The 15,194-nt window shown below is 70.7% G+C and carries 15 protein-coding genes; 4 read left to right on the top strand and 11 right to left on the bottom strand.

Annotated features, from left to right (window positions below; translation table 11 throughout):
- Nucleotides 1-38: 38 nt before the first annotated feature.
- Both EJO66_RS13115 and EJO66_RS13110 read right to left on the bottom strand, forming a co-directional pair.
- Nucleotides 39-1,997, bottom strand: a complete 1,959-nt coding sequence (locus EJO66_RS13115) for an MFS transporter (RefSeq protein ID WP_125965424.1) — start codon at nucleotides 1,995-1,997, stop codon at nucleotides 39-41.
- Nucleotides 1,998-2,011: 14 nt separating this feature from the next.
- On the bottom strand, nucleotides 2,012-2,872 hold the full coding sequence (locus tag EJO66_RS13110) for a hypothetical protein (protein WP_124959037.1): 861 nt from the start codon (nucleotides 2,870-2,872) through the stop codon (nucleotides 2,012-2,014).
- 138 nt (nucleotides 2,873-3,010) lie between these two features.
- Between EJO66_RS13110 and EJO66_RS13105 the strand changes: the two genes are divergently transcribed.
- On the top strand, nucleotides 3,011-3,745 hold the full coding sequence (locus tag EJO66_RS13105; RefSeq protein ID WP_021012950.1) for a helix-turn-helix domain-containing protein: 735 nt from the start codon (nucleotides 3,011-3,013) through the stop codon (nucleotides 3,743-3,745).
- Nucleotides 3,746-3,856: 111 nt separating this feature from the next.
- Here the strand turns inward: EJO66_RS13105 and pyrF are convergent, their stop codons facing one another.
- From pyrF to EJO66_RS13075, 6 genes are all read right to left on the bottom strand, one after another.
- Nucleotides 3,857-4,681, bottom strand: coding sequence for an orotidine-5'-phosphate decarboxylase (gene pyrF / locus EJO66_RS13100; protein ID WP_124959038.1), 825 nt, complete (start codon nucleotides 4,679-4,681; stop codon nucleotides 3,857-3,859).
- Between the two features lie 33 nt (nucleotides 4,682-4,714).
- Nucleotides 4,715-5,494: a uracil-DNA glycosylase family protein gene (locus EJO66_RS13095; RefSeq protein WP_125965423.1), complete on the bottom strand. Its 780-nt coding sequence runs from the start codon at nucleotides 5,492-5,494 to the stop codon at nucleotides 4,715-4,717.
- Entirely contained in the window at nucleotides 5,491-6,033 is a 543-nt protein-coding gene (rimI, locus tag EJO66_RS13090) for a ribosomal protein S18-alanine N-acetyltransferase (protein WP_124959040.1), read from the bottom strand. The genes EJO66_RS13095 and rimI overlap by 4 nt, the downstream gene beginning before the upstream one ends.
- Nucleotides 6,034-6,035: 2 nt before the next feature.
- Complete coding sequence (tsaB, locus tag EJO66_RS13085) at nucleotides 6,036-6,749, bottom strand: tRNA (adenosine(37)-N6)-threonylcarbamoyltransferase complex dimerization subunit type 1 TsaB (protein ID WP_124959041.1); 714 nt, start codon at nucleotides 6,747-6,749, stop codon at nucleotides 6,036-6,038.
- The gene (locus tag EJO66_RS13080; protein ID WP_124959042.1) at nucleotides 6,742-7,758 is read right to left on the bottom strand and encodes a DMT family transporter; all 1,017 of its coding nucleotides are present in this window, start codon (nucleotides 7,756-7,758) and stop codon (nucleotides 6,742-6,744) included. Before EJO66_RS13080 ends, tsaB begins: the two co-directional genes overlap by 8 nt.
- Before the next feature lie 67 nt (nucleotides 7,759-7,825).
- A complete protein-coding gene (locus EJO66_RS13075; RefSeq protein WP_125965422.1) occupies nucleotides 7,826-8,590 on the bottom strand; it encodes a DeoR/GlpR family DNA-binding transcription regulator in 765 nt (254 codons plus the stop codon).
- A 79-nt stretch (nucleotides 8,591-8,669) separates the two neighbouring features.
- On the opposite strand from EJO66_RS13075, the gene EJO66_RS13070 reads away from it, so the two are divergent.
- From EJO66_RS13070 to EJO66_RS13060, 3 genes are all read left to right on the top strand, one after another.
- Nucleotides 8,670-9,260: an NUDIX hydrolase gene (locus EJO66_RS13070; RefSeq protein WP_124959044.1), complete on the top strand. Its 591-nt coding sequence runs from the start codon at nucleotides 8,670-8,672 to the stop codon at nucleotides 9,258-9,260.
- A gap of 8 nt (nucleotides 9,261-9,268) precedes the next feature.
- Nucleotides 9,269-10,705: a D-alanyl-D-alanine carboxypeptidase/D-alanyl-D-alanine endopeptidase gene (dacB, locus tag EJO66_RS13065; RefSeq protein ID WP_124959045.1), complete on the top strand. Its 1,437-nt coding sequence runs from the start codon at nucleotides 9,269-9,271 to the stop codon at nucleotides 10,703-10,705.
- A 128-nt stretch (nucleotides 10,706-10,833) separates the two neighbouring features.
- Complete coding sequence (locus EJO66_RS13060) at nucleotides 10,834-12,423, top strand: alpha/beta hydrolase family protein (protein WP_125965421.1); 1,590 nt, start codon at nucleotides 10,834-10,836, stop codon at nucleotides 12,421-12,423.
- Nucleotides 12,424-12,438: 15 nt separating this feature from the next.
- Here the strand turns inward: EJO66_RS13060 and EJO66_RS13055 are convergent, their stop codons facing one another.
- Genes EJO66_RS13055 through purE form a run of 3 tightly spaced genes read right to left on the bottom strand, consistent with a single transcriptional unit; the run spans nucleotide 12,439 to nucleotide 15,175 of the window.
- Entirely contained in the window at nucleotides 12,439-13,440 is a 1,002-nt protein-coding gene (locus EJO66_RS13055) for an L-threonylcarbamoyladenylate synthase (RefSeq protein WP_124959047.1), read from the bottom strand.
- Complete coding sequence (locus tag EJO66_RS13050; protein WP_125965420.1) at nucleotides 13,437-14,630, bottom strand: 5-(carboxyamino)imidazole ribonucleotide synthase; 1,194 nt, start codon at nucleotides 14,628-14,630, stop codon at nucleotides 13,437-13,439. Before EJO66_RS13050 ends, EJO66_RS13055 begins: the two co-directional genes overlap by 4 nt.
- Nucleotides 14,627-15,175, bottom strand: coding sequence for a 5-(carboxyamino)imidazole ribonucleotide mutase (gene purE, locus EJO66_RS13045; RefSeq protein WP_125965419.1), 549 nt, complete (start codon nucleotides 15,173-15,175; stop codon nucleotides 14,627-14,629). Before purE ends, EJO66_RS13050 begins: the two co-directional genes overlap by 4 nt.
- Nucleotides 15,176-15,194: the final 19 nt, after the last annotated feature.

Below are 15,194 nucleotides of genomic sequence, written 5' to 3'. Positions count from 1 at the left end.
CCGCTACTGGTATCTGGGCAAGATACTTTTCTGGCGCCTCAGGCGGCCAGCAGTCCGCTCACGCGCTGCTGCAGCGCCTCGGGCCGCACCTCGGGCGGCGGCACGGCATGGCCGACGTTGAGCCCCACGCGGCTGAAGAAGCCGCGGCGGAAGGGCTTGGCCATGGCCACGTTCTCGCCGCCGCGCAGCTCGATGCGGCTGAAGTACGAGCCCCAGAGGTTGGTCAGCGCCATCGGGATCACCGGCGGCTCGATGCCTTCGGCGCGCGCGCTTTCGATGATCTTCATCACCCCGCGCTTGAAGGGCTGCAGCTGGCCGTCGCGCGTGATCGCGCCCTCGGGGAAGATGGCCAGCAGGTCGCCTTCGCGCAGCACGCCCAGCGCCCTGGCAAAGGCCGCTTCGTAGGCCGCCGGGTCTTCCTTCTGCGGCGCGATCGGAATCGCCTTGGCCAGCTTGAACAGCCAGCCGAGCACCGGCACCTTGAAGATCCGGTGGTCCATGATGAAGCGGATCGGACGCGGGCTCGCCGCCATCAGCAGGATGGCGTCGATGAAGCTCACGTGGTTGCACACCAGCACCGCGGCGCCTTCGGTGGGAATGTGCTCGTCGCCCTTGATCTCGAAGCGGTAGACGAAGTGCGACAGCATCCACGCGATGAAGCGCAGCAGGTACTCGGGCACCAGCATGAAGATGTAGAACGCCACCACGGCGTTGGCAATGCCCGTGAACAGGAAGATCTGCGGAATCGTGAAGCCGGCGCCGAGCAAGGCGCCCGCGATCACCGAGCTGCCGATCATGAACAGCGCATTGAGGATGTTGTTGGCCGCGATGATGCGTGCGCGGTGCGTGGGCTGGCTGCGCAGCTGGATCAGCGCGTACATCGGCACGCTGTAGAGTCCCGCGAAGAGCGACAGCAGCGCCAGGTCGGCCATCACGCGCCAGTGCGCGGGCTGGCCCATGAAGGCGCCCAGCCCCATGCCGGCGGACGGCGGCAGCGCACGCGACGCAAAGTACAGGTCGATGGCGAACACGCTCATGCCGATGGCGCCCAGCGGCACCAGGCCGATCTCCACCTGCCGGCGGCTCAGCGTCTCGCACAGCAGCGAGCCCACGCCGATGCCCACCGAGAACACCACCAGCAGCAGCGAGGCCACCTGCTCGTCGCCGTGCAGCACTTCCTTCGCGAAGCTGGGGAACTGGCTCAGGAACACCGCGCCGAAGAACCACATCCACGAGATGCCCAGGAGCGAGCGGAACACCACGATGTTGCCGTGCGCGAGCTTGAGGTTGCGCCAGGTCTCGCTGAACGGGTTCCAGTTGATCACCAGGCCCGGGTCGGTGGCGGGTGCCCGCGGAATGGCCTGCGCCACGCCGCGCCCGGCCAGTGCCAGCAGCAGGCAGGCCACCGCCACCGTGGTGTGGCCGACTTGCGGCAGCGCCACCAGCAGCCCGCCCGCGACCTGCCCGAGCAGGATGGCGACGAAGGTGCCCATCTCGACCATGCCGTTGCCGCCCGTGAGCTCGCGCGCGTCGAGCACCTGCGGCAGGTAGGCGAACTTGACCGGCCCGAACAGCGTGGAATGCAGGCCCATGAGGAACACGCAGCCCAGCAGCACCACCGCATCGGCGCGCACGAAGCCCCAGGCCGCAATCAGCATGATCGCGATCTCGAGGTTCTTGACGAAGCGGATCATCTTCGTCTTGTCGAACTTGTCGGTGAGCTGCCCCGCCGTGGCCGAGAACAGCAGGAACGGCAGGATGAACAGCGCGCCGATGGCCAGCCCCGCCATGGCCGGCGGCATCCAGCTCAGCTGGAGCTGGTAGGTCACCATCACGGTGAAGGCGAACTTGAAGAGGTTGTCGTTGGCCGCGCCCGCGAACTGGGTCCAGAAGAAGGGTGCGAAGCGCCGCTGCCCGAGAAGCGCGAACTGGTTGGCGTGGGCGTTCGCCTCGTGGGGCGCGGTGGCGGCAGTGGCAGCAGCGGCGGGGGTTGTCATTCGAAGAATTCTCCTCATGCCGTCAGGGCGGCGGCTGCGTCGGGATTGTGCCGCAGCAGGGTCGCGCGCCAGTTCATGTCGAGCTTGCGCAGCGCCGCCAGCACCGGCAGGCCCGCCAGCGATGCGGTCAGGTGCTTGAGGGTGTGGCCCGAAACCACCTGCTGCGTCGCCTCGTAGATCGCGTGGTCCGCCAGCTCGAAGACCTTGGCCAGGGCATAGAAGCAGATCACCCAGCCCAGCTTGAGCCCCACCGCGCCGCGCATCGGCGTGGCCAATGCGAGCGTGAGCACCAGCGCCATGCCGCCGAACTGCACGATCGCCCAGGGCAGCACGTTGCCGCTTTCCTGGAACACCTCGGCCGAGAGCAGCCCGGCCATCAGCACGAACCAGGCGGCCGGCCAGCCGGCGCGCTGGCTCACGCGCTCGCAGACCGCGATGCCGATCAGCCCCGCGAAAGCCACCGCCATGCCGGCGCGGTCGGCGGCGAGCCGGGCGCCATCGGGCACCAGGTGGAAGAAGGCCGATCCCGCGGCGGTGGCGACCAGGCCGGCAAAGAAAAGCCAGGCGCAGTCGAGCGTGTTGTCCGGCGGATCGTTGGCCGGCGGCGCCAGCGGGAACTGCGCCAGCGCCTCCTGGTGGGCCCGGTCGATGCGGTTGAGCCGGTACAGGCCCCAGAAGCCGATCAGCAGGAAGGGCAGGTTGCTCAGCACGTCCATCGCGTTGGGCAGGCCGTGCCAGCTGCGGTCGTCGGCGAACACCGAGGCAATGGCCACCTCGGCCGCCGGCAATGCGGGTCCGAACAGAGCCACCAGCGCGAGCAGCGCGAAGGTGAAGAGCAATCCGCGCTCGCGGCGGCTGAGGGTGGGCAAAGGCATGGCGGTCCTCGGTGGTGGGTGGCAGAAGCCGCGGAATTTAGTTGCCAGTCGCTCCACAGGCATCGAGAATCGATACGAGGCACTAATTCACACCTTTCGGTATCTTTTTCCAATACCTCCTTCCGCATCACCACCCTCATGAGCACCACCGTCGACCTCGTCCAAGCCCTCAAGAACGAACTCAAGAGCGCCCGCATGACCTACGCCGATCTGGCGCGCTCGCTCGACATGGCCGAATCCAGCGTGAAGCGCATGCTGGCCAAGAGCGACATGCCGCTGTCGCGCGTCGACGCGATCTGCCGCGCGCTCAAGATCGACTTCGCCGAGCTGGCGCGCCGTGTCGCCGACGCCCAGCCGCTGCTGAAGGAGCTCACGCAGGAGCAGGAAAAGGCGGTGGTCAAGGACAAGAAACTGCTGCTGGTGGCCATCAGCGTGCTGAGCCAGTGGACGCTGGAGCAGATCGTGGCGGCCTACCGGATCAGCGAGGCCGAGTGCATCGGCTGCCTGGCGCAGCTGGACCGCATCGGCATCATCGAGCTGCGCCCGCTGAACCGCTACCGGCTGAAGCTGGCCAAGACCTTCCGCTGGCGGCCGCACGGCCCGGTGATGGAGTTCTTCCGCGAGAACGTGGTGCTCGACTACTACGCCGGCGGCTTCGACGGCCCGGCCGAGGGGCTGCTGCTGGTGCATGGGCAGATCAGCCGCTCGCTCGCGCCCGCGTTCCTGGAACGCCTGCAGCGCGTGGCGCAGGACTTCGCGCAGCAGCACCAGACCGACCAGAAGCTGGCCGCCAAGGACCGCGAGGGCTACACGCTGCTGCTGGGCATGCGGAACTGGGAGTTCGAGGCCTTCACTAGGCTGCGCCGCGCCTGATTGGCTCTCCCCCAGGCTTCGCGCACTTCGTGTCGCTTCTCCACCCCCTCGCCGGGGGCAACACCAGCGGCCCGGCAAAGCCGGTTCCGCGGTGTTCCACGAAAAGGCCCGTCAGGCCTTGGCTGTTTCCAGCGCGTCGCGCGTGGTGCGCGCGGCCTTTTGGGCCGCCTCGGCAAAGTCGTCGCCCGAGGAGGCGTAGATGATGGCGCGCGACGAGTTCACGATGATCGGCGCATCGGGGCGCCAGCCGGCGCGCACCGTGGCCACCGCATCGCCGCCCTGCGCGCCAACGCCCGGAATCAGCAGCGGCACCGTCGGCGCGAGCTCGCGCACGCGCTCGATCTCGGCCGGGTAGGTTGCACCCACCACGAGGCCGAGCTGGCCGTTGAGGTTCCACGGGCCCTGCGCCAGCCGGGCGACGTGCTCGTAGAGGAAGGGCTGGCCCTCGATGTCCGCCAGCCGCTGGCCCTGCAGGTCGGAGCCGCCCGGGTTGCTGGTGCGGCAGAGCAGGAAGGCGCCCTTGCCCTGGTGCTTGAGGTAGGGCGCCACCGAGTCGAAGCCCATGAAGGGCGACAGGGTCACGGCGTCGGCGCCGTAGCGCTCGAAGGCCTCGATCGCGTACTGCTCGGCCGTGGAGCCGATGTCGCCGCGCTTGGCGTCCAGGATCACGGGCACGCCGGGCGCGTTGCGGCGCATGTGCTCCATCAGTTGTTCGAGCTGGGCTTCTGCGCGGTGGGCCGCGAAATAGGCGATCTGCGGCTTGAAGGCGATGACCAGGCCGGCCGTGGCGTCGACGATGCGCGCGCAGAAGTCATAGATGCGGCTGGCGTCGCCCTTGAGCTGCCCCGGGAACTTGGCTGGCTCCGGATCGAGCCCCACACAGAGCAACGAACCGTTTGTTTGCTGTGCGGTGGCCAGCTTGTCGAGGAAAGTCATGGGGTCCGATTTTACGGACCCGCCCGCCGCACCTCAGTTCGACGGTGTTTGCTGTTCAGCGGCCAGGCACAAATCCGCCCAGGCGCGGGCCTTGTCGGCCGGGTTTCGCAGCAGGTAGGCCGGATGGTAGGTGGCCACCGCCGGCACGCCGCTGGCCGAGGGCAGCGGCACCGCGCGGCCGCGCAGCTTGCCGAGCGGATCGGTGCTTTGCATCAGGCTCTGGGCGGCCAGCGGACCCATGGCGAGCACCAGGCTCGGCGCCAGCGCGGCGGCGTGTTCCGCGAACGCCTCGTCCATCGGACGCGGGCTGCCGGGCTGGCCGGCGCCCACGCCGCGGTGCGTGCGCATCAGGTGCACGGGCATCCTGCCGTCGTGCAGCTGGAGGGCGCGCAGCATGTTGTCGAGCAGCTTGCCGGCATCGCCCGCAAAAGGCTCGCCGTGGCGGCCGTCGGCTTCGGGCGGCATGTCGGCCACCACCAGCCAGCCGCCTTGCGCCGCTTCGGCGGCGGCCTCGGCGTAGAGGCGGCGGGGCGCATCGACCAGCACGGCGGCGCCCTGCCCGAGCAGCGCGGCGGGCGCGGTGGGGCGCGCCGCCGGGGCCGGTGCGGCTGCAACAGGCCTTGCGGCCGGCGCCTCGGCCACGGATGGCGCGCGCTCGCGGACGGTGGGCGGCGGCGCGGCCACCGCAGCCGCTTCCATGGCCGCGGGCGCCGCTTCGGCCACCTCAGGCATCGGCCACCAGACCTTCACGCCCATCTCGTCGAGCATCGCGCGCTGCCGGGCGTCGAGCTTCAGTGTCTGTACCGCGTTCATCGCAAGGCTCCCCAGGCAGAGCCTGATTCGTTCAATCGCAGGCTCATGACGACCGCGTCCTCGCGCTTGCCTTCGTGGGCCGGGTAGTAGCCCTTGCGCACGCCGACGCTGCGGAAACCGTGGCGCATGTAGATGTCGAGCGCGCGCCGGTTGCTCTGGCGCACCTCGAGCCAGAGCCACTGCGCGCCCTGCGCGCGCGACCAGCCGGTCAGCGCCTCGAGCATCAGCGGCGCCCAGCCCTGGCGCTGGAAGACCGGCGCCACGGTGATGTTGAGCAGGTGCACTTCGTCCACGCCCTTCATGGCGACGAAGTAGCCGATCAGCGTCTCGCCGAGACTGGTGATCGGCGTGCCCAGGTCGGGCCGCGAAACCGGGGCCAGCAGGCACTGGCAGTGGTAGCCGACCGCCATCGAATCGATGAAGTTGGCCCGCGTCCACGGATGGCTGTAGGCCGTCTGCTCGACCGCGCAGACGGCATCGAGCCGCTCGACGGTGAGCGGTTCGAGGCGGGCTTCGACGGGCTGGAGGACGGCGCTCATGGCTAGTTGGCAACAGGTGGAACCGCCAGGGCGGCCGCCTTGATGGCAGCGCGCTCATCGGTGGTTTGCGCCACTTTATCGCGAACATAGAGCGGCCAGGCATGCGCCGCATCCACCGTGCGTCCCGCGGCGAGCAGCGCGGGCGCCAGCCGCAGCATGGCGGTGGCTGTCGGCAGCACTTCGTGGCGCGCCGCGGCCGGTGCCAGGCGGGGGCCGTAGGCGGCAAAGGCGTTGCCGGCAAGGGACCAGCCGGCGGGCACTTCGAGCGCCTCGGGCGCGAGCAGCAGCGGTTCGCCGTCCGCGCCGCCCAGCCCACCGCCCCCGTCGAAGTCGTAGCGCGCGGCATAGAGCTGGTCCATGCGCGCGTCGAGCACCGCCACCACCTGGCGTGCGCCGAAGGCATGGCGCGCTTCCTCGGCCACGGCCAGCAGCGTGTCGACCGGCAGCAGCGGCACGCCGGCGCCGAAGGCCAGGCCCTGCGCCACCGAGCAGGCGGTGCGCAGGCCCGTGAAGGAGCCCGGCCCGCGGCCGAAGGCGATGGCGTCGAGCGCGGCCAGTTCGAGCCCCGCCTGGGCCAGCAGTTGCAGGATGAGCGGGATCAGCGTGCTCGACGCCTGCGCGCCGCCGGCCCCGCTGTGCATGAACAGGCGCTCGCCGTGGCGCACCGCCACCGACAGGTGCTCGGTGCTGGTATCGAAAGCCAGGAGCCTAGGCATCGCGGCACCCCGTGGCGGTGGCCGGCACTGCGGGCCGCGGAGCGGCGCGGCCGCCGGCCGATGTTTTCTGCACGCCGAACAGGATGCCGGCGGTCACCAGCAGCAGGCCGGCGATCAGGTTCCAGTAAAGCGGCTCGTCGAGCCAGATCACTGCGCCGAAGGCCGAAAGGCCGGGCACCAGGGCCGTGATCATGGTGCTGCGCACCGGCCCGAAGTACTGGATCATCTTCGTGAAGGTGATGCCCGAGACGACGACCGAGCCGACGCCCTGGAACAGCATCTGGAACGCCACCTCGCCCCAGGGCGCGGCGCCGATGTGGCTCACGACCGCGCCGCCCGCCACCAGCAGGCCGTAGACCGGAACGTAGGCCAGCAGCGCGAACACGGTGATGGCGATGGTCGCGCGCACGGCGTCGAGCCCGTGGCGGCGCGCCACCACGCTGTAGCAGGCCCAGCAGAAGGCCGCGGCCATGAAGAGCAGGTCGCCCTTCCAGACCTCGCCGCCGTCGAAGGCATGCAGCAGGCTGCGCCCGCCGACCACCAGGTCGCCGGCCACGATCAGCGCGAGGCCGAAGGCGCGGCCCGGCGTGATGCGCTCGCGCAGCACCAGGGCGGCCAGCAGCGTGGTCCACAGCGGCAGGCTGCCGGGCATCAGCACCGAGGCATGGCCCGCGGGCGCGAAGAAGAAGCCGCTGTAGGCCAAGAGGGCATAGGCCACGCCGCCGAAGATGCCGGCACCGGCCGTGAGGCGCAGCGACAGCGGCGACAGCCCGAACAGCGACGACGCGGTGCCGTCCTTGCGCCGCAGGTCCTTCATGACCATCCAGGCGCCCCAGGGCACCAGCACCAGGCTGGCACCGCAGATGCGCGCGAGCGCCAGGTCGAACGGGGTGAGCGAGCGTGCGGCCGAAGCCCGGGCGATCACGATGAAGGCGGTCCAGACCAGCACGGTGACCACGGCCGCGCCGATGCCGATCGTGCGGGGCGAGAAACGGGGCGGGGCGGGCATCCCCCGATTATCCAGGGCAGGCCGCGGCCGCGCCGGCCAGGGGCGAATCGGCGGCGGACCGGCGCGCTCAGCCGCCGTCGCTGCGCAGGATGGCAAGCCCGGCCTTGCGCAGCGGCGCCAGCGCGGCGGCGGGCGCTTCCGGCGACACCAGGAGGGTGGTCGCGGCCGAGACAGGTTGGATGACCCAGGCCGAGGCCGCGCCGATCTTTTCCGACGAGGCCAGCACCACCGTCTCGGCCGCGGCCGCCATGAGCGCGCGCTTGATCGCGGCCTCCTCGACGTCGCCGGTGGTCAGGCCCGCCTCGGCATGCACGCCGGTCACGCCCAGGAAGCAGGTGTCGGCGTGGATGCGCGAAATGGCGTCCATGGCCGCGGCGCCCACCGCCACCATCGAATGCCGGAACAGGCGCCCGCCGATCAGCACCACCTCGATGCCGGCATGGCCCGCGAGCTCGACCGCCACCGACGGACTGTGCGTCGCCACGGTGGCGCGCAGGCCGGCCGGCAGGTGCCGCGCCATCTGCACGGCCGTGGTGCCGCCGTCGATCAAGACCACCTGCCCGGGCCGCACCAGGCGCGCGGCGGCACGGCCGATCGCCACCTTTTCCGCGGTTGCGAGTTGCAGTCGGCCCGCGAAGTCGGCTTCGGCCCTGGCGACCGGCAGCGCGCCGCCGTGCACGCGCTGCAAGAGCCCCTCGGCGGCCAGTTCGCGCAGGTCGCGGCGGATGGTGTCTTCCGACAGTGCCAGCTCCTCGCTGAGCGACTTGGCGACGACGTTGCCGTCGCGCTGCAGGACCGAGAGGATGTGTTGCTTGCGCTGGCGGGTGAGCATCGGGCGATGGTAGCGGGCAGGACCGCGAATTGCACGAATTTTCTTGTTTCTGCACGAATTTGCGCATAAGCTGCGCACCATGACGACCCTCCACGACCGCGTCCGGGTGCACGAAGTCACCCTGCTTTCCGACAACTGGTACACGCTCAAGACCACCGCCTTCGACTGGCGGCGCAACGACGGCCAGTGGCAGCGCATGCACCGCGAGACCTACGACCGCGGCAACGGCGCCACGCTGCTGCCCTGCAACCTCGCGCAGCGCACGGTGCTGCTGACGCGGCAGTTCCGCTACCCGGCCTTCGTCAACGGCCATGACGACCTGCTGATCGAGGCGGCGGCCGGCCTGCTGGACAACGCGGCGCCCGAGGAGCGCATCCGCGCCGAGGTGGAAGAAGAACTGGGCTATCGCCTGGGCGCGGTGCAGAAGGTGCTCGAAGCCTTCATGAGCCCGGGTTCGGTGACCGAGAGGCTGCACTTCTTCGTGGCCGAGTACGAGCCGTCGATGCGCATCGGCGACGGCGGCGGCCTGGCCGAGGAGGGCGAGGACATCGAGGTGCTCGAGCTCGGCATCGACGAGGCGCTGGCCATGGTGGCGGACGGGCGCATCGCCGACGCCAAGACGGTGATGCTGCTGTATCACGCGCAACTGCATGTTTTTCCGCCGAGATAATCGGCACGATGCGTCTTCTTCGTCTCTCCTTGCTGCGCACCGCCTGCGCGCTTTCCTTCACCGCACTCGCCGTTCCGGGTGCCCTCGCGCAACAGGCCGCCTTTCCAGGCGAAGTGGAGACCGCCCTCGCGCGCGCCAAGGTGCCGCGCGATTCGGTGACGATGCTGGTGGCCGACGCCGACGGCCTGCGCCCGCCGCGCCTGGCCTGGCGCACGCAGGTGCCGGTGAACCCGGCGTCGATCATGAAGCTGGTCACCACCTATGCCGCGCTCGACCTGCTCGGGCCGGCCTACAGCTGGAGCACGCCGGTGTATGTCGACGGCACCGTGAACAACGGCGTGCTCAACGGCAACCTCTACATCAAGGGCCAGGGCGATCCCAAGCTGGTGCTGGAACGGGCCTGGCTGCTGCTGCGGCGCGTGCAGGGCCTGGGCATCACCACCGTGAGCGGCGACATCGTGCTGGACCGCAGCGCCTTCGATGGCGCGATCGAGAACAACGACCCCGCCGCCTTCGACGGCGAGCCGCTGCGGCCCTACAACGCGTCGCCCGAGGCGCTGCTCGTCAACTTCAAGTCGGTCAACATGGTCTTCACGCCCGAGCGCGGCGGCCAGCAGGCGCGCGTGAGCTACGAGCCGCCGCTCGCCAGCGTGTCGATGCAGCCCACGGTGGCGCTCGCGCCCGGCGAATGCGGCGACTGGCGCGCGGCGATCAAGCCCGACTTCAGCGACCCGAACCGCATCCGCTTCCTGGGCGCCCTGCCGGCCGCCTGCGGCGAGAAGAGCTGGGCCGTGGCCTATGCCGATCCGCGCTCCTACGGCCTGCGCGCCATCGGCGGCATGTGGGCCGAGATGGGCGGCCGGGTCGGCGGCCAGATGCGCGACGGCCGCGTGCCGGCCGGGCTCAGGCCGGCGTTCGAGTTCGGCTCGCCGCCGCTTTCGGAGGTGGTGCGCGACATCAACAAGTACAGCAACAACGTGATGGCGCAGCAGCTGTTCCTCACGCTCGGCCTCACGCAGAAGAACCGCGGCAGCTTCGAGGCCTCGCGCAGCGCGCTGGGCCAGTGGTGGCGCGAGCGCATCGGCACCGGCGAGGCACCGCCGGTGTTCGACAACGGCTCGGGCCTGTCGCGCGACGAACGCATCAGCGCCGCGGCGCTCGGCCGGATGCTGCAGGTGGCCTGGCGCTCGCCGCTGATGCCGGAGCTGGTGTCGTCGCTGCCCGCCATGGGGGTGGACGGCACGCTCAGGAAGCGCACGCTGCGCTCGGGCGGCGCGGCCCACCTGAAGACCGGCTCGCTGCGCGATGCGGCCGGCGTGGCCGGCTATGTGCACGGCGCGAGCGGCCGGCGCTACGTGCTGGTGGCCATTGCCAACGGCGAGAACGCCGGCGCCGCGCGCGCCGCGTTCGACGCGCTGGTCGACTGGGCGTCGCAGGACAACTGAGGGCCTTCGGCCGCTTGGCAGCGGCCCTGTACTGAAAACTTCTCTAGGTAGACGCGCCGCTTGCGCGTGGCCATGGCGCTGCACAGAATCGGACGCTCGTTCGATTCGACAACATCAGGAGCCACGCCTTGAAAAAAAAGCCGCAACGACAACTCCCCACTGCGCTGCACAAGATTGCGGCTCTGGCCGGTGCCACGCTGCTGCTGGTGGCCTGCGGCGGCGGTGGTGGAGGGGGCGGCAGCATCGGCATCGGCTTTCCGCCCCCGGCCGGCGACACCGGCCGCGGCACGGTCGTCACGGACCCGCCCGAGCAGACCGCCAAGCTCTCGGCCGACCAGTTCCGCACCAGCCTCCAGGCTACCGACCAGGGCAAGGCCCTGCTGCAGGTGGCCGGCACGCCCAGGTGCGGGGTCGAGGTGCGCTATCTCGAATACCGCACCATCGGCGCCAAGAACGAAGCCACCAACGCAACCGCCGCGATCATGCTGCCCTCCGGCGCCGACGTGGCCTGCAACGGGCCGCGCCCGGTGGTGCTGTATGCGCACGGCACCACGGCCGCGCGCAACTACAACCTCGCCAGGTGGACCGACGCCACGCAGCCGGCCGCCGGCGAAGGCCTGACGGTCGCCGCCATGTTCGCGGCGCAGGGCTACATCGTGGTGGCGCCCAACTACGCGGGCTACGACAAGTCGACGCTGCCCTACCATCCGTACCTCAACGGCGACCAGCAGGGCAAGGACATGGTGGACGCGCTCACCGCGGCGCGCAAGACCTTCGCGGGCATCAGTGCCAGCGACGCGGGCTCGCTGCTGATCACCGGCTACTCGCAGGGCGGCTACGTGGCGCTGGCGGCGCACCGCGAGATGCAGGCCACGGGCAGGCCGGTGACGGCGTCGGCGCCGCTCTCGGCGCCTTCGGCCATCGGCCTGCTGGCGGACTACCCCTTCATGGGCTGGCCGGCGCTCGGCAGCACGCTCTTCGTGCCGCTGCTCTCGGCCAGCTGGCAGCAGCAGTTCGGCGATGTCTACGGCAGCACCAGCGACATCTACGAGTCGCAGTACGCCACCGGCATCGACACGCTGCTGCCGAGCCTGACGCCCATCGCCACGCTGTATGCCGACGGCAAGCTGCCGCAGCTCGCGCTGTTTCCTGCCGGTGCGACGCCGGGCCCGGTGAGCCCGGAGCTGTCGATCTTCTACGGCGCGAACAACCTCATCCGCCAGAGCTACCTGACGCAGGCGGCCGGCGACATCCAGGCGAACCCCTGCCCCGGCAATGCGCTGCCCGCCACGGCGGCCTCGCTGAGCACCACCTCGCCGCTCGATTGCAGGCCGGCGGTGGGCTTTCGCAAGGCGGCGCGCGCCAACGACCTGCGCAACTGGCTGCCGACGCGGCCGGTGCTCATGTGCGGCGGCGCCAACGATCCGACCGTGAACTTCCTGAGCACCCGCGCCACCGCCGGCTACTTCCGCGCCCGCGGCATGCCCGCTGCGGCACTGACGGTGGTCGACCTCGAGGATTCGGCCACCACCGACGCCTACTCCGCCGCGCGCGCCGGCTTCGCCCAGGCCAAGAGCACGCTGGCGCAGAACACCCCCGGCAGCGACGCCGACAAGCGGCAGGCCGTCACCCTGGCCTACCACGGCACCCTGGCGCCACCGTTCTGCCTGGCTTCGGCGCGCGGCTTCTTCCAGGGCGTGCTGGCCGCCGGCGGCTAGCGAAAGGCCTGGGGGTCAGCCCATCGACGCGCGATGGAGGCGGTCCCGCACGCCTTCCCATTCGGGCGTGTCGGGCGGCGTCTCGACCCAGATCAGCTTGACGCCCTCGGCATCGAACTCGCGCAGCACCGCGAACAGCTGGTGCGCGCTGGCCGCCGCGTCGTCCGGCATGCGCCGCTGCAGCACGCGCTGCGAGTGGCTGCGCACCTCGGCGCGCGTCCACACGGCGATGTGGGCCGCGCCCGGGCCGAGCACGTCGAGGCCGGCCTGGATGGCCTTGGCATCCATCAGCCGCAGCTTGGCGTTCGGCGCGTAGTGCGCCTCGAGCGTGCCGGAGGCGCGCGGATCGGGTGTCTCGAGCACCTCGCGGTTGCTCAGGCGCTCGCCCGCGGCGGCCTCGATCTGCGCGCGCGTGATCAGGCCCGGGCGCAGCAGCACGGGCGCGCCGCGGCTGCAGTCGACGATGGTCGACTCGATGCCCACCTCGCAGGCGCCGCCGTCGATCACCGTCAGCGCATCGCCGAACTCGTCATGCACATGCTGCGCGGTGGTGGGGCTCACGCGGCCGAAGCGGTTGGCGCTCGGGCCCGCGAGCCCCGGCACGCCCTGCTCGGCGCAGGCCTCGAGCAGGGCCTGCGCGACCGGATGCGATGGGCAGCGCAGGCCGATGGTGTCCTGCCCGCCGGCGGCCGCGGCCGCCACGCCGGGCTGGCGCGTGACGATCAGCGTCAGCGGGCCGGGCCAGAAGGCCTGCACCAGCTTCTGCGCGAAGGGCGGCAGCGGCTGCGCGAAGCGCGACAGCGCCTCGGTGCCCTTGATGCCGGCCGCCACGTGGACGATCAGCGGATGGTCGGCCGGCCGGCCCTTGGCCTTGAAGATGCCGGCCACCGCCATGTCGCTGGTGGCATCGGCGCCCAGTCCGTAGACGGTCTCGGTCGGGAATGCGACCAGCCCGCCCGCGCGCAGCACGCGCACGGCCTCGGCAATGGCTTCCGGGGATTGGCCGTCGAGGATCATGCGAAGTCGGCCGCCGACAGCGCCGGCAGGCCAAGCAGCGTTGCGGCCTGGGAGGCCGCGGCGCGCACATTTTCGAGCGTGGCGCCGGTGAGCGTCAGGTGGCCCATCTTGCGGCCGCGGCGCGGTTCGATCTTGCCGTACAGATGCAGGTGCACGCCGGGCAGCGCGAGCACGTCGCTCCAGCGCGGCGCCACCGGCTTGTCGCCGCCCGCGGTGAACCACAGGTCGCCCAGCAGGTTCAGCATGATCGCCGGACTGTGCTGGCGCGGCGCGGCCAGCGGCAGGCCCGCGAGCGTGCGCACCTGCAGCTCGAACTGCGAGACGTCGCAGGCTTCCATGGTGTAGTGGCCGCTGTTGTGCGGCCGGGGCGCCATTTCGTTCACCACCAGCGAGCCGTCGGCCAGCGCGAAGAACTCCACGCACAGCACGCCCACGTAGTCCAGCCCGGTGGCAATGCTCTTGGCCGAGTTGATGGCCGCCTGGGCCACGGTCTTGGGCATGTTCTGCGCGTGCACCTCGGTCACGGCCAGGATGCCGTCGCGATGCAGGTTGCGCTGCGGCGGAAAGTGCACCAGCTGCCCGTCGCGGCCGCGCGCGACGATCACCGAGCATTCGAATTCGAGCGGCAGCAGCTTTTCGAGCACGCAGGGCACGCAGCCCACGGCCTGCCAGGCGTCGACCAGTTCGGCGCGCGTGGCCACGCGCTGCTGGCCCTTGCCGTCGTAGCCCAGGCGCGCGGTCTTGAGGATGCCGGGCAGCAGCATGTCGGAGGCGGCGGCGAGCTGGGCCGCGGTCTCGATGACCGCATAGGGCGCGCAGGCCACGCCGCAGCGCGTGAAATGGGCCTTTTCGGCGATGCGGTCCTGCGCGATGGCGATGGCGCCCGCATCGGGCGCCACGGGCCGGGCCACCGACAGCTTCTCCAGCGAGGGCGCCGGCACGTTCTCGAACTCGGTCGTGACCGCATCGGCCAGGCCCGCGAGCCGCGCCAGGCCGTCGACGTCGGCGTAGTCGGTGTGGATGTGGTGGTGGCTCACGCGGCCGGCCGGGCTGTCGGCGTCGGGGTCGAGCACGGCCGTGAAATAGCCCATGCGCTGGGCGGCATGGGCGAACATGCGGCCCAGCTGGCCGCCGCCGAGCACGCCGAGCGTGGCGCCGGGAAGAATGGGAAGGCCGTTGTTGCCGTTCACAGCGCACCCCCGCCTTGGGGCGAGAACGGCGACACGGCGGCGGCATCCGCGGCCGGCGGCGGCAGCGTCATGGCCTCGGCCGCGGCGGTCTGCGCGGCACGGAAGGCGTCGAGTCGCGCCCGCAGCGCCGGATCGTTCACCGCCAGCATGGCCACCGCGAACAGCGCCGCATTGGCCGCCCCCGCATTGCCGATGGCAAAGGTGGCCACCGGCACGCCCTTGGGCATCTGCACGATGCTGTAGAGAGAATCGACGCCCTGCAGGTGGCGGCTGGCCACCGGCACGCCGAGCACCGGCACCGTGGTCTTGGCAGCCAGCATGCCCGGCAGGTGGGCCGCGCCGCCCGCGCCCGCGATGATCGCGGCGAGCCCGCGCCCGGCGGCGCTTTCGGCATACGCGAAGAGCGCATCGGGCATCCGGTGGGCCGAGACCACCTTCGCTTCGTGCTGGATCCCGAATTGCTGGAGAATCTCGACCGCGTTGCGCATCGTCTCCCAATCGGAGTTCGAGCCCATCACTACACCGACCTGAATGGTTTCGTTCATGGTTCCAATTTTACGTTTC

The organism is Variovorax beijingensis, from assembly GCF_003951285.1.
Lineage (GTDB): Bacteria > Pseudomonadota > Gammaproteobacteria > Burkholderiales > Burkholderiaceae_C > Variovorax > Variovorax beijingensis.
This window is presented reverse-complemented; position numbering and strand designations above follow the sequence as displayed.

Excerpts from the sequence above, each read along its gene's own strand:
- EJO66_RS13115 (WP_125965424.1), bottom strand. The coding sequence starts at position 1,997 with ATGACAACCCCCGCCGCTGCTGCCACTGCCGCCACCGCGCCCCACGAG.
- EJO66_RS13110 (WP_124959037.1), bottom strand. The coding sequence starts at position 2,872 with ATGCCTTTGCCCACCCTCAGCCGCCGCGAGCGCGGATTGCTCTTCACC.
- EJO66_RS13105 (WP_021012950.1), top strand. The coding sequence starts at position 3,011 with ATGAGCACCACCGTCGACCTCGTCCAAGCCCTCAAGAACGAACTCAAG.
- pyrF (WP_124959038.1), bottom strand. The coding sequence starts at position 4,681 with ATGACTTTCCTCGACAAGCTGGCCACCGCACAGCAAACAAACGGTTCG.
- EJO66_RS13095 (WP_125965423.1), bottom strand. The coding sequence starts at position 5,494 with ATGAACGCGGTACAGACACTGAAGCTCGACGCCCGGCAGCGCGCGATG.
- rimI (WP_124959040.1), bottom strand. The coding sequence starts at position 6,033 with ATGAGCGCCGTCCTCCAGCCCGTCGAAGCCCGCCTCGAACCGCTCACC.
- tsaB (WP_124959041.1), bottom strand. The coding sequence starts at position 6,749 with ATGCCTAGGCTCCTGGCTTTCGATACCAGCACCGAGCACCTGTCGGTG.
- EJO66_RS13080 (WP_124959042.1), bottom strand. The coding sequence starts at position 7,758 with ATGCCCGCCCCGCCCCGTTTCTCGCCCCGCACGATCGGCATCGGCGCG.
- EJO66_RS13075 (WP_125965422.1), bottom strand. The coding sequence starts at position 8,590 with ATGCTCACCCGCCAGCGCAAGCAACACATCCTCTCGGTCCTGCAGCGC.
- EJO66_RS13070 (WP_124959044.1), top strand. The coding sequence starts at position 8,670 with ATGACGACCCTCCACGACCGCGTCCGGGTGCACGAAGTCACCCTGCTT.
- dacB (WP_124959045.1), top strand. The coding sequence starts at position 9,269 with ATGCGTCTTCTTCGTCTCTCCTTGCTGCGCACCGCCTGCGCGCTTTCC.
- EJO66_RS13055 (WP_124959047.1), bottom strand. The coding sequence starts at position 13,440 with ATGATCCTCGACGGCCAATCCCCGGAAGCCATTGCCGAGGCCGTGCGC.
- purE (WP_125965419.1), bottom strand. The coding sequence starts at position 15,175 with ATGAACGAAACCATTCAGGTCGGTGTAGTGATGGGCTCGAACTCCGAT.